The sequence below is a fragment of the Rubrivivax gelatinosus genome (assembly GCF_016583785.1).
Taxonomy (GTDB): Bacteria; Pseudomonadota; Gammaproteobacteria; order Burkholderiales; family Burkholderiaceae_C; genus Rubrivivax; species Rubrivivax gelatinosus_B.
In genome coordinates this window covers 1-12,165 of the sequence record NZ_NRRU01000064.1, presented here as the reverse complement: position 1 = coordinate 12,165, position 12,165 = coordinate 1, and the positions used below count along the sequence as shown (strand labels likewise).

Annotated in this window: 11 protein-coding genes; 10 read left to right on the top strand and 1 reads right to left on the bottom strand. The window is 67.8% G+C overall.

Features of this window, described 5'->3' with window-relative positions; all coding sequences use genetic code 11:
- Window position 1: 1 nt before the first annotated feature.
- On the bottom strand, window positions 2-604 hold the full coding sequence (gene tssJ, locus CKO43_RS16470) for a type VI secretion system lipoprotein TssJ (protein ID WP_200379274.1): 603 nt from the start codon (window positions 602-604) through the stop codon (window positions 2-4).
- Between the two features lie 374 nt (window positions 605-978).
- On the opposite strand from tssJ, the gene CKO43_RS16465 reads away from it, so the two are divergent.
- The 10 genes from CKO43_RS16465 to CKO43_RS16420 form a co-directional block, all read left to right on the top strand.
- Window positions 979-1,569, top strand: a complete 591-nt coding sequence (locus CKO43_RS16465) for a tetratricopeptide repeat protein (protein ID WP_200379273.1) — start codon at window positions 979-981, stop codon at window positions 1,567-1,569.
- A 53-nt stretch (window positions 1,570-1,622) separates the two neighbouring features.
- Window positions 1,623-2,138 carry a type VI secretion system contractile sheath small subunit gene (gene tssB / locus CKO43_RS16460; protein WP_200228564.1) on the top strand — a complete coding sequence of 172 codons (516 nt, stop codon included), beginning with the start codon at window positions 1,623-1,625 and terminating at the stop codon, window positions 2,136-2,138.
- Between the two features lie 5 nt (window positions 2,139-2,143).
- Window positions 2,144-3,625: a type VI secretion system contractile sheath large subunit gene (tssC, locus tag CKO43_RS16455; protein ID WP_200228566.1), complete on the top strand. Its 1,482-nt coding sequence runs from the start codon at window positions 2,144-2,146 to the stop codon at window positions 3,623-3,625.
- Between the two features lie 51 nt (window positions 3,626-3,676).
- On the top strand, window positions 3,677-4,216 hold the full coding sequence (locus tag CKO43_RS16450; RefSeq protein WP_200379272.1) for an Hcp family type VI secretion system effector: 540 nt from the start codon (window positions 3,677-3,679) through the stop codon (window positions 4,214-4,216).
- A 71-nt stretch (window positions 4,217-4,287) separates the two neighbouring features.
- Window positions 4,288-4,773, top strand: a complete 486-nt coding sequence (gene tssE / locus CKO43_RS16445; protein ID WP_200379277.1) for a type VI secretion system baseplate subunit TssE — start codon at window positions 4,288-4,290, stop codon at window positions 4,771-4,773.
- Window positions 4,770-6,617 (top strand): type VI secretion system baseplate subunit TssF, encoded by a 1,848-nt coding sequence (tssF, locus tag CKO43_RS16440; protein WP_200379271.1) that lies wholly within the window; start codon window positions 4,770-4,772, stop codon window positions 6,615-6,617. Before tssE ends, tssF begins: the two co-directional genes overlap by 4 nt.
- Window positions 6,581-7,651, top strand: a complete 1,071-nt coding sequence (tssG, locus tag CKO43_RS16435) for a type VI secretion system baseplate subunit TssG (RefSeq protein ID WP_200379270.1) — start codon at window positions 6,581-6,583, stop codon at window positions 7,649-7,651. Before tssF ends, tssG begins: the two co-directional genes overlap by 37 nt.
- A 9-nt stretch (window positions 7,652-7,660) precedes the next feature.
- Window positions 7,661-10,324 carry a type VI secretion system ATPase TssH gene (tssH, locus tag CKO43_RS16430; RefSeq protein WP_200379269.1) on the top strand — a complete coding sequence of 888 codons (2,664 nt, stop codon included), beginning with the start codon at window positions 7,661-7,663 and terminating at the stop codon, window positions 10,322-10,324.
- Window positions 10,325-10,427: 103 nt separating this feature from the next.
- Window positions 10,428-10,751, top strand: coding sequence for a hypothetical protein (locus tag CKO43_RS16425; RefSeq protein WP_200379268.1), 324 nt, complete (start codon window positions 10,428-10,430; stop codon window positions 10,749-10,751).
- Window positions 10,748-12,165, top strand: a 1,418-nt coding sequence (locus tag CKO43_RS16420) for a type VI secretion system Vgr family protein (protein WP_200379267.1), incomplete at its 3' end; no start/stop codon positions are given. The genes CKO43_RS16425 and CKO43_RS16420, both read left to right, overlap by 4 nt.

Below are 12,165 nucleotides of genomic sequence, written 5' to 3'. Positions count from 1 at the left end.
GTCAGCGGCAGTGCACGCCCGCCAGGCGCAGCAGTTCGGGGGCCGTGCTCACGGGCTCGCCGGCGGCCACGCTCATGGCGCAGCCGTGCAAGCCCAGCGTGATGCCGGTCTTCTCGGCCGCCTGGGCGGCAAAGGCAAAGCGCCAGCGGCCGTCGGCCGGCGCCCGGAACTGCGCCACCACGGCCAGGTTGGAGGCCGCGAGCGGAAGCGTCTCCACCACTTCGTACTTCTGGCCAGGCGTCAGCACGACTTCGCGAACCTCGATGAGCGATTCCCCGAAAGCAAGCTTCTCTGACGCGGCGTCCTGAAAGGCGGCCAGTGGTGCAGCCATGAACGAATCAACTTCTTTCAATTTGTAAATTCTGACAACAATCGAAAGCGAGCGCCCACCCGAATCGGTGTTCAGTCTGTCGCCGGCGTGCAAGCGAAGCGTCACCTTCCGTTCGAGCGGAATGACTGCGGCCGGCGGTAATTCCGGTTTCTTCAGCCCCAGCCATTCGAGCGGCTTGTCGAGCGCCGAACCTCCCTGGGAAGAGGCGCAGCCCGTGAGCAGCATGAACCCCGAAAGCGATGCCCGGAGAACCAGCGATTTGAGGGTTGACACGAGGTGATGTGTTGACTCTGAAGAGGGAATAGATTTCCCTGATATCGGCGCCCACGAACGCAGCGAAAGGAATTAAAAGTCTAGCGAACGGTTCCCGCCGGAGGCCCGTGTCCATCAACCAGTTTGATGAGGACGAAAGCCTGATCGCTCGACTACATTCGCACTTCTCAGGGAACAAGCGCCTCGCGAGCGTTGCCATTTCTGGCGACTTTATCAGCGCTTTCAGACCCGAATGAGACCAACCTTCCGAGAGTAATAGGTCCGCCGTGAACCGATTCCGTGTTCTGTGTACTTCGAGCCTTCTTGCTGTCGCCGCCCTGGGTGCCGGCTGCGCGACCGGCCCCCAAGTGCCGCCCACCCCCGCACCTCAGGTGATGCCGCTGCTCGAGTACATGACCGAGGCATCGAAGGCCCGCGCTGACAACATGGCCGGCAAGGAGCGGGACATCTACCGCAGCGCGGCGCGCGCCTATCCCACCGCCAAGGAGCCCTGGTCGCGGTTGGCCGAGAGCTACTTCGAGGAAGGCGACTACGGCAACGCGATCCTCGCGGCCCAGGAGGTGCTGCAGCGCGACGCCGCCGACCCCATGGCCACCAGCGTGCTCGCCGTCAGCGGGCTGCGCGTGTCCACGCAGGCGCTGTCGGCCCTGCGCACCCAGAACAGCAAGCTGCCCAACGACTCCCGACTGCAGGCCGAGGGTTTGACCAAGACCCTGCGCGAACTGCTGGGCGAGCCGGTTCTCGTTCCCCCTGCGGGCAAGAACACCGCGGCGCCGGCTTCGTCGAGCCGCCGCGCCGCGAGCCGGCAGGCCGTACCCAAGCAGCCGGCAACTGGTGCGACGCCGTCCACCGCCGCACCTACGTCCACCGCTGCACCGGCTGCCACCTCGGCGAAGCCGGCAGCCCCGGCGTCTTCGCCGTCCAAACCGGTGGCACCCAAGAGCCCTTTCGACGCGCTGAAGTAGGCCTGCGCCACCCCGCCTCACCTTCGAACACAGGCCCCTTCCAGGAGGAATCCATGGCCAAGAAAGACAGCGTCCAGAAGCGTCTCGAAAAGATCCGCCCTCCTCGCGTGCAACTCACCTACGACGTCGAAGTGGGTGATGCGATCGAGCAGAAGGAGCTGCCCTTCGTGGTCGGCGTGCTCGGCGACTTCACCGGCAAGCAGGACCCGGCCAAGCCGCTGCCCAAGCTGAAGGACCGCAAGTTCGTCAACGTCGACCTCGACAACTTCGACGACGTCATCAAGGGCATGGCGCCGCAGGCTTCGTACCGAGTGAGGAACAAGCTCAGCGAAGAAGGCGGGGAGTTCGCCGTGAACCTGAGGTTCGACAAGTTCGATGACTTCCGCCCTGAGGCCGTGGTGCAGCAGGTCGAGCCGTTGAAGAAGCTGCTCGAAGCGCGCACCAAGCTCGCCGACCTGCGCAACAAGCTCGCCGGCAACGAGAAGCTCGAAGACCTGCTGGGCGAGGTGCTGAGCAACACCGAGCAGTTGCACAAGCTCGGCACCGAAGCCCAGACGTCCGGGGAATGAACGCCATGGCCCAAGCCGCAACCCAAGTCCAGACCGCCGCCGCCGCCGAAGGCAGCCTGCTCGACCAGATCGTCAGCGCCAGCAAGGTGGCGCGCTCAGAAGCCGAGCACACGCACGCGAAGGACATCATCGCCGAACTCGTGCGCGAGGTGCTCGGCGGCACGGTCGTCGTCTCCGAGAACCTGAGCGTCACGCTGGACGCCCGCGTGGCCGAGCTCGATCGCCTGATCTCCGAGCAGCTGTCGGAGGTGATGCACCACGCCGACTTCCAGAAGCTCGAGTCCAGTTGGAGTGGCCTGCGCTACCTGTGCAAGCAGACCTCCACTGGCTCGACGCTGAAGATCCAGGTCCTCAATGCCACGCGCAAGGAACTGGTCAAGGACTTCCAGGCTGCGGTCGACTTCGACCAGAGCGCGCTCTTCAAGAAGGTCTACGAAGAAGAGTACGGCACCTTTGGCGGCGCGCCGTTCGGCGCTCTCATCGGCGACTACGCCATCACGCGCCAGCCCGAGGACATGTACTTCGTCGAGCAGATGTCGCATGTGGCCGCGGCCGCACACGCGCCGTTCATCAGCGCCGCATCGCCCCAGTTGTTCGGCCTTGAAAGCTTCGACGAACTGGGCCGGCCACGCGACCTGTCCAAGGTGTTCGACTCGGTCGAATATGCCAAGTGGCGCTCGCTGCGCGAATCCGAGGACTCGCGCTACGTCGGCCTCACGGTCCCGCGCTTCCTGGGCCGGCTTCCGTACAACCCGAAGGACGGGACGACGACCGAAGGCTTCAACTTCATCGAGAACGTCGACGGATCCGACCACGGCAAGTACCTGTGGGTCAACACCGCCTACGCGATGGGCGCCCGGCTGACGTCGGCCTTCGAGAAGTACGGCTGGTGCGCGGCCATTCGAGGCGTCGAAGGCGGAGGCCTGGTGGAAGACCTGCCGACGCACACCTTCAAGACCGACGACGGCGAGGTGGCGCTGAAGTGCCCCACCGAAATCGCCATCACCGATCGTCGCGAGAAGGAGCTGAGCGACCTCGGTTTCATCCCGCTGGTGCACTGCAAGAACACCGACTACGCCGCGTTCTTCGGCGCCCAGTCGTCGCAGAAGGCCAGGAAGTACGACAGCGACAGCGCCAACGCGAATGCCGTGCTGTCGGCCCAGCTTCAGTACATGTTCGCTGTGTGCCGCATCGCGCATTACATGAAAGCGATGATGCGCGACAAGATCGGCAGCTTCGCGTCGGCAAGCAATGTCCAGGAGTTCCTGAATGCCTGGATCCGCCAGTACGTGACCACCGACGACAACGCCACCCAGGAAGTGAAGGCGGCTTATCCGCTGCGCGAAGCCAGCGTCGAGGTGAGCGAGGTCCCCGGCCGCCCGGGCGTGTATCGGGCGGTCAGCTTCATCCGCCCCCATTTCCAGCTCGACGAACTGACAGTTTCCCTGCGTCTGGTGGCCGAGTTGCCGCAGGGACGCAAGGGATAGCCACTCGGCCGTGACCAGCGAAATCCGAACAACCTTAGCGGAGATGATTGAATGAAGGATATCTACGTCGTTTTCAAGAATTCCGACATCAAGGGCGAGACCCGCGATTCCAAGCATGCCGCGGAGTACGGCATCGAGGTCGGCTCGTTCGAGCACCGCATCCAGCAGCCGAAGTCGGCGGCGTCCTCTTCCTCCGGCGGCCACACCGCCGAACGCACCGAGCACGACGAGATGGTCTTCACGAAGGAGATCGATTCCGCCAGCACCAAGCTCTGGCAGGCCAGTTCGGCCGGCACCGTCTACAAAGACGTGGAGATTTATTTCTACCGTGCCTTCGGCGGCCAGGACAAGACGCAGAGCGGCACGAAGCGCGTGAACTACCTGAAGATCCAGCTCAAGAACGTGGTGGTGTCTTCGGTTTCCACCAACATCGTCAGCGGCACGGAGCTGCCGACCGAGGTCTTTGGCCTCAAGTACTCGGCGGTGCAGTGGACCTACAACGAGGCTCCGCTCGATGGCTCCTCGGCCAAGAACACCAACGTCCAAGGCATGTGGAACCTCAAGACCAACGACGTTTCGTTCGCGGGCTGAGCGCCGGCATCCCCTGACCCGTGCAAAGGGCGGCAGACATGCCGCTCTTTTTCGCTTCGTTCCTCGCCGCCATGCAGCGCTTCGCGCCGTACCTGCTCGACCGGCTCATCGATGCCGCGCCCGAAGACGCGACGCGGCCTACGCTTACGCTCGAGCAGTTGAAGGACACCGTGGCCCGCGACGTGGAGGCGCTCCTGAACTCCCGTCGCGGCATCGCCGCCGATGACGTGCGGGGCTATGCGTACGCGCCCCGGTCGGTGCTGGCCTTCGGGCTCGACGACTTCGCGGCCTGTTCGATGGCCAGCACCACAGACCAGGCCTTCATCTGCCAGGCCATCGAACGCGCCATCGGCGACCACGAGCCTCGGCTTCGCAACGTGCGTGTGCAGCTCAATCCGCGCGAGGCGTCCAAGCAGAGCCTGAAGTTCACGATCCGCGCGATGCTGCAGGTGCACCCGATGCAGGCGCCGGTCAACTTCGACGCCATGCTGCAGACCAGCACCCAGCAGTATGCGGTGACCGCCGCCCGCCGTCCTGCCTCCGAGACCGCGCCATGAAGGATCTGCTGCCGCACTACGAGCGCGAGCTCGCGTTCCTGCGCCAGCACGCGGGCGACTTCGCGCAGCGCTACCCCAAGATCGCCGGCCGGCTCATGCTGAGCGGAGACGTCGGCGAAGACCCGCATGTCGAACGCCTGATCGAGGCCTTCGCCTTCCTGTCCTCGCGCATCCACAAGCGGCTGGACGACGACTTCCCGCTGTTCACCGAGTCATTCCTGGAGGTGCTGTACCCGCACTATCTGCGGCCCTTCCCGTCCTGTGCGATCGCGCGGCTGGACGTGGGCGGCGGTGCGGCGCAGCTCACGCAGGGCAGCGTGCTGCCGCGCGGCAGCCTGCTCAGCAGTCGGCCGGTGCGTGGCGTCACGTGCCGATTCCGTACGGCCTTTTCCACGGCGCTGCTGCCGCTGCGCGTGGTGTCGGCCGCCTTTCGCGGGGCCGTGCAGGCACCCGACGGCACGCCTGTGCCGCTCGGCGCGACCTCGCTGCTGTCGGTGGAACTGGCGCTGGTGTCGCCGCAGGCCCGCTGGTCGACGCTGGGCGTCGAGGCGATCCGGCTGCACATCGATGGCGAGGCTTCGCAGGTCGCCGCCGTGCGCGAAGCCTTCTTCGGCCGTGTTCAGGGCGCGCTGCTCCAGACCTCTCCGCATGGCCCCTGGCAGGCCGCAGCGGATGCACTGCCGCGCGAGGTGGGTTTTGCCGAAGACGAGGCGCTGATCGATTTCGACGCGCGCTCTCACCCCGCGTACCGCCTGCTCACCGAGTACTTCGCATTCCCGGAGAAGTTCAACTTCGTCGATCTGCCGCTGCCCGCGGTGCTGAGGGATAGCGCCGCTCGCAGCGTCACGCTGCATTTCCCCCTGAGCGGCGTGCGCAGCGATTCCGACGAAGCCCGCCTGCTGGAAACGCTCACGGAGCGCAATCTTGTGCTGGGCTGCACGCCGGTGGTCAACCTGTTTCGCCAGCGCGCCGAGCCTATCCGCGTGACGCACAGCGCCGAGGCCTATCCGGTGCTGCCCGACGCACGGCGCGCCTTCGGCTTCGAGGTCCACTCGGTTGAACGGGTCTGGCGCGTGCGCCAGTCGGCGCAGGGTGAGGCGATCGACGAGTTCCGCCCGTTCTACTCGCTGCAGCACGACGATCTGCTGGCCGATGGCGAAGCCGCCGGCCGTTACTGGTATGTCCGACGCAACGAGGCGGTAGCCGACGTCAGCCCGGGCTTCGAGACCGAACTGGCCATCGTCGACGTCGACTTCGATCCTGCACAGCCGCAGACCGACACCCTGTCGCTGGAGGTGATGGCGACCAATCGCGACCTGCCGAGCCAGTTGTCGATCGCCAATCCTGGTGGCGACCTGTTCCAGGACGGTGGTGGCCTCGCGCGCGAGATTCGCTTGCTGCGCAAACCCACGCCGACAGTGCGCTTCGAGCGCGGGCGTGGTGCGCTGTGGCGGCTGATATCGCACCTGTCCCTGAACCACCTGTCGCTGTCGGGCGGTGGCATCGATGCGTTGAAGGAGATGCTGCGCCTGTACGACCTGCCGCGCAGCGCGAGCAACCGCAGCGTGCTGGAAGGTTTGCTCGGCATCGACTACCGGGCGGCCACGGCCTGCCTGCCGGGCGACCCCTTTCCCTGCTTCGTGCGGGGCATCGAGGTGCGGCTGCTGGTCGAGGAGCAACGCTTCGCCGGCAGCGGCCTGCGCCTGTTCGCGCAGGTGCTGGACCATTTCTTCGGCCTGTACGTGCACGCCAACAGCTTCACCCAGCTGAAGCTGGTGTCGGCACGCACGCAGGAGGAGCTCGTCACATGCCCCCGGCGCAGCGGCGGCAGCCCCCTGCTGTAGTCACGCGGCTGCTGGAAGAGCCGCACGGTTTCGGCTTCTTTCAGGCGCTGCGGCTGCTGGAACGCTGGTTTCGCCGGCAGGAAGGGCTGTCTTCCGCCCAGGTACTGGGGCAGCGGCTGGCGGTGCGCAACCCGCTGTCGCTGTCGTTTCCCGCCAGCGAGATCGCCCACCTCTCGATGGAAGGGGATCTGCGCACGGAAGACGGCGAGCCGCAGTCGCACGGCCTGCGACGCATCGCGCTGACGCCGGCCTTCATCGGCCTGCTGGGCGCCAGCGGTGCCCTGCCCCACTACTACACCGAACTCTTCGCCGAACGCGAGGCATACCACCGCGACCGCGCCGGCCGCGCCTTCCTGGACATCTTCCTCCACCGCGCGACGGTGCTGTTCTACCAAGCCTGGCAGAAGCACCGGCTGCCGGTGCAGTTCGAGGCCGACCGCAGCAACCGTTACCTGCCGCTGGTGCTGTCGGTGGCCGGCCTCGGCCATGCTGGCGTGCGCCACCGCCTGCGCGCCGGAGAGGGCGGCGTGGCCGACGACGCGCTGGCATTCTTTGCCGGCACGCTGCAGCGCCGGCCGCTGTCGGCCGTGGCGCTGCAGCGCGTGCTGCAGCAGCACTTCGGCGTGCCGGTGCGGCTGGAGCAGTTCATCGGCCGCTGGTTCACGCTGCCGCAAGCCAACCAGTCGCACCTGGGCTTGAAGAACATGCGGCTCGGCCAAGACCTGGTGATGGGCGAGCGTGTCTGGCAGCGCGACCTGCGTCTGCGTCTGACCTTCGGCCCGCTGACGCAGCGTCGCTTCGCCTGCTTCCTGCCCGGCGGCCCGGCAGCGCTGGCGCTGGCCGAACTGCTGGGGCTGATGACCGGCGGCACGCTCGAATACGAAGTCCGCCTGACGCTGCGCGCCGAAGACGTGCACGGCACCACCCTCGATGGCAGCTCTTCCGCCCGCCTGGGCTGGAACAGCTTCCTCGTCACCGAACCCGTTCGACAAGACCGCAGCGACCTGGGCTACGACCTGCTGGCGCTGGCCTGACCTCTTCCCATGTCCGACAAGCTCAAGACCCTGATTGCCAAACTCGACGACACCTGCCGCCGTGCTGCCGAGCGCGCCGCCAGCCTGTGCATGGCGCGCGGCCACTACGAGGTGGATGTCGAACACCTGTTCCTGGCCCTGCTGGAACAGCCCCAGAGCGACCTGGCGCTGATTTGCAGGCGCCACGACGTGTCCACCACGGCGCTGCAACGCGATCTCGAAGCCGAACTGGCGCGCCTGCGCTGCGGCAATACGCGCACGCCGGTATTCAGTCCGCGCTTGCCGCTGCTGCTCGAACACGCCTGGCTCGTGGCGTCGCTCGACTCGCAACTGCCGCGCATCCGCAGTGCGCACCTGCTGCTGGCCGTCCTGACCGAATCGTCGCTCGCACAAGTCGCGCAGCGCACCAGCAGGCTTTTCGCGCGCTTTCGGGTCGACGACCTGAAGCACCGCCTGGCCGAGCTGACCGACGGCTCCGCCGAAGCCGACGGCGCCGTGCGCACACCCGATGCAGCTGCCGGCGGCGAAGCCGCCGCGCCGGGCCGGACGCCAGCGCTGGACCAGTTCACCACCGACCTCACGCAGCGCGCTGCTGCCGGCCGGCTCGACCCGGTGATCGGCCGCGACGCCGAGATCCGCCAGGTCATCGACATCCTGATGCGCAGACGCCAGAACAACCCCATCCTCACCGGTGAGGCGGGTGTCGGCAAGACGGCGGTGGTGGAGGGGCTGGCACTGCGCATCGCCGCGGGGGACGTGCCGCCTGCGCTGCAGGGCGTGAGCCTGCATGTGCTGGATCTGGGGCTGCTGCAGGCCGGCGCCAGCGTCAAGGGCGAGTTCGAGAACCGCCTGAAGACCGTGATCGACGAGGTCAAGAAGAGCCCGCACCCCGTCATCCTGTTCATCGACGAAGCGCACACGATGATCGGCTCCGGCGGCGCCGCCGGCCAGAACGACGCCGCCAACCTGCTGAAACCCGCGCTGGCCCGGGGCGAGCTGCGCACCGTCGCCGCGACCACGTGGAGCGAGTACAAGAAGTACTTCGAGAAGGACGCCGCGCTTGCCCGCCGCTTCCAGGTCGTGAAGGTCGAGGAGCCGAGCGAGCCCATCGCCGCGGCGATGCTGCGCGGCATGGCCGCGCTGATGGAGCAGCACTTCAAGGTCCGCGTGCTCGACGAGGCCGTCACCGAAGCCGTGCGCCTGTCGGCACGCTACATCAACGGAAGGCAACTGCCCGACAAGGCGATCGGTGTGCTGGACACCGCGTGCGCCAAGGTCGCGCTGGGGCAGAGTGCGACGCCGGCGCCGATCGAGGACGCCGCGCGCCGCATCGAGCGGCTCGATGCCGAAGCCGCCGCACTGCGGCGTGAAGCCGCCGCCGGGGCCGACCACGGGGCGAAGCTGGCCGAGCTGGCCGCGCGGCGCGACTCGGTGCAGGCGGATCTGGACGCGCTCAATACCCGCTTCGAGGCCGAGAAGGCCTTGGTCGCCGAGATCCGGCGTATGCGCGCGGAGCTGGAAGCCGCAACGCCATGCGCCGCCGATCCGGCGGCCAAGAAGAAGAGCGCGAAGAAGCCCGGCACGGAGCCCACCGCCCTGCAGTCCCGGCTTGACGAGCTCGCGGCGCTGCAGGGCGAGGCTGCGCTGGTGCCGATGCAGGTCGACGGGCTGGTCGTCGCCGAGATCGTCGCCGCCTGGACAGGCATCCCGCTAGGCAAGATGGTCAAGAACGAGATCGCCACCGTCATGAACCTGAAGGCGCTGCTCGAGGAGCGCGTCATCGGCCAGGAACACGCGCTCGCCGCCGTCGCCCAGCGCGTGCGCACCGCGCGCGCCAACCTCGAAGACCCAGGCAAACCCAAGGGCGTGTTCCTGTTCGTCGGGCCCAGCGGCGTGGGCAAGACCGAGACCGCGCTCGCGCTCGCCGACGTGCTCTACGGCGGCGAGAGAAAGCTGGTCACCATCAACATGAGCGAGTACCAGGAAGCGCATTCGGTCAGCGGCCTCAAGGGCAGCCCGCCGGGCTACGTCGGCTACGGCGAAGGCGGAGTGCTCACCGAGGCCGTCCGCCGCAACCCGTACAGCGTGGTGCTGCTCGACGAGGTGGAGAAGGCGCATCCCGACGTGCTGGAACTCTTCTTCCAGGTCTTCGACAAGGGCGTGCTCGACGACGCCGAAGGCCGCGAGGTCGACTTCCGTAACACGCTGATCATCCTCACCAGCAACGTCGGCTCCAGCCAGATCATGCAGGCCTGCCTGAACAAGGCACCGGCCGATCTGCCCGCGGCCGACGTGCTGGCCGAGGCGCTGCGCCCGGTTCTGTACAAGAGCTTCAAGCCCGCGTTCCTGGGACGGCTGAAGGTGGTGCCCTACTACCCCATCGGCGACGCCGTGCTGGAACAGATCATCAGGCTCAAGCTCGACCGCATCGCGCGCCGCGTAGCCGGCAACCACCGGGCCGACTTCCGGTACGACGACAAGCTGGTCGAGGCCGTTCTCGCACGCTGCACCGAGGTCGACACCGGCGCCCGCAACATCGACCACATCCTCAACGGCACGCTGCTGCCCGAGGTGGCCGAGCAGGTGCTGGCCCGCATGGCCGACGGCGCGGCGATCGAGCGCATCAAGGTCACAGCAGCGCGCAACGGCGATTTCCGCTATGCGGTTACGTAGCGGTGCCTCGATTCGCAACAGGCCGCCATCGCCGCTGCCTGGGCAAAGCGCACCAGGCAGGTGATCGATGGCGAGAGTCCGGCAAGGGAGCACGGTACAAGACATGAGCACCGAGACCGATCAAGCGCTGCGGCAGCAAATCGCGGCGACGTACCGGCCCGGCCGATGGGCGCAGCTGCGGCCGCTGCTGCAGCGCCTGGGGCATGCCGCAGACGCCGGCCCCGACACGGTGCTGGACTGGCTGCTGGCCGCAAGCGCGGGCAGCCGACATGAAGCCGACAAGGCGCTACGCGCCATGACCGTGCAACTGTGGTCGGTGGCCGGGGCCGCCGACGGCTCGCTGACGCTGCAGGCAGGCGGCCGGGTCTGGCGGCTGATGCCGCAACCGGCGCACCGGCCGGCCACCTGGCGGGTGTCGTCGCCATGAGCCTCGCCGACGAGCTGATCGACACGCTGCTGGCCGCACCGACGCAGAACGAACGTCTGCTGCGCCTGCACACCCCGCTGGGCGCTAACGTGCTCTTGGCCGAGCGGCTGGATGGCATCGAGGCCGTCACACCGTCGGCCGATGTCCCGGCCGGCCTGCGCTTCACGGTGCACGCGCTGGCCACCAGCGCCCACCTCGACTTCAAGCAGCTCATCGGCCAGCCGGTACTGCTGGAGCTGGAGCTGGCCGACGCCAGCCTGCGACCGTGGCACGGCCACGTCACGGCGGTGGGGTTGGAAGGCAGCGACGGCGGCCTGGGCCGTTACCGCCTCACGGTCGAGCCCTGGCTCGCGTTACTGGGCCATCGGCAGGACAGCTGGGTGTTCCAGGATCGCAGCGTGATGCAGATCGTCGACGAGGTGTTCGCCGACTACCAAGGCCAAGGCAGGCTGGCGCCCGCCTGGCGCTGGGACCTGGCCGACGAGAGCGTCTACCCGCGGCGCAGCCTGTGCATCCAGTACCAGGAGACCGACCTCGCCTTCGTGCTGCGCCTGCTGCGCGAAGAAGGCCTGTTCGGCTGGTTCGAGCACAGCGCAGCCCCCGACGACGACACGCTGGGCGGGCACACCTTCGTCATTGCCGACCACAACGCCGCCTTCGCGGCGAACCGGCAGCCACGCGTGCGCTACACCCAGTCCGGCGCCAGCCTGTCCGAGGACAGCCTCGTGCGCTGGCAGCGCAGCGTCAGCGTGCAGGCCGCGCGGCTGGCGCTGGCCAGCCCCGACTACCGGGCCGGCCCGCAAGACGCCGCGCTGCGCCGGGCGAGCGCCATCGGCAGCAGCGCACCGGTGGACGCACTCGGCCTGACCGACGTGCCGGGCCAGTACGCCTATGAAGACGGCGCCCAGGGCGCGCGCCTGGCGCGCCGCCAGATGGAAGCGCTGGACGCGCGACGCGCGCGTGTGCAGGGTTCGGGCAGCTGGCGCAGCGCGGCCCCGGGCAGCAGCTTCACGCTGGCCGATCACCCCGTGCACAACGGCAGCGACGACAGCCGCGACCGCTTCGCCCTCTTGGCGGTGCGGCACCGCGCTCGCAACAACCTGCGCGCCGACGTCAAGGCCGGCATCGACAGCCTGCTGGGCGCCATCCGGCGAGATGCCGCGGGACGCAGCGCCGGGTTGCCCCATGCCAGCGACGAGCCGCTGTACCAGAGCAATGTCACCGCCCAGCGCGCCGCGGTGCCGGTGCGACTGGCCGCGGACGACGAGGCCGGCCAGCCCGACCCGCGCCTGGCGCCGCGCCCCAGCGTGCACGGCGTGCAGACGGCCCTGGTCGTCGGCCTGGGCGAGCCGGTGCACACCGACCGCGACCACCGCATCAAGATCCAGTTCCACTGGCAGCGCGGCACGCGCTC

Bases quoted from the DNA above. Each gene is read 5' to 3' on its own strand.
- tssF (WP_200379271.1), top strand. From the start codon at position 4,770: ATGAAGGATCTGCTGCCGCACTACGAGCGCGAGCTCGCGTTCCTGCGC.
- tssG (WP_200379270.1), top strand. From the start codon at position 6,581: ATGCCCCCGGCGCAGCGGCGGCAGCCCCCTGCTGTAGTCACGCGGCTG.
- CKO43_RS16450 (WP_200379272.1), top strand. From the start codon at position 3,677: ATGAAGGATATCTACGTCGTTTTCAAGAATTCCGACATCAAGGGCGAG.
- CKO43_RS16425 (WP_200379268.1), top strand. From the start codon at position 10,428: ATGAGCACCGAGACCGATCAAGCGCTGCGGCAGCAAATCGCGGCGACG.
- tssC (WP_200228566.1), top strand. From the start codon at position 2,144: ATGGCCCAAGCCGCAACCCAAGTCCAGACCGCCGCCGCCGCCGAAGGC.
- CKO43_RS16465 (WP_200379273.1), top strand. From the start codon at position 979: ATGCCGCTGCTCGAGTACATGACCGAGGCATCGAAGGCCCGCGCTGAC.
- tssH (WP_200379269.1), top strand. From the start codon at position 7,661: ATGTCCGACAAGCTCAAGACCCTGATTGCCAAACTCGACGACACCTGC.
- tssE (WP_200379277.1), top strand. From the start codon at position 4,288: ATGCAGCGCTTCGCGCCGTACCTGCTCGACCGGCTCATCGATGCCGCG.
- tssB (WP_200228564.1), top strand. From the start codon at position 1,623: ATGGCCAAGAAAGACAGCGTCCAGAAGCGTCTCGAAAAGATCCGCCCT.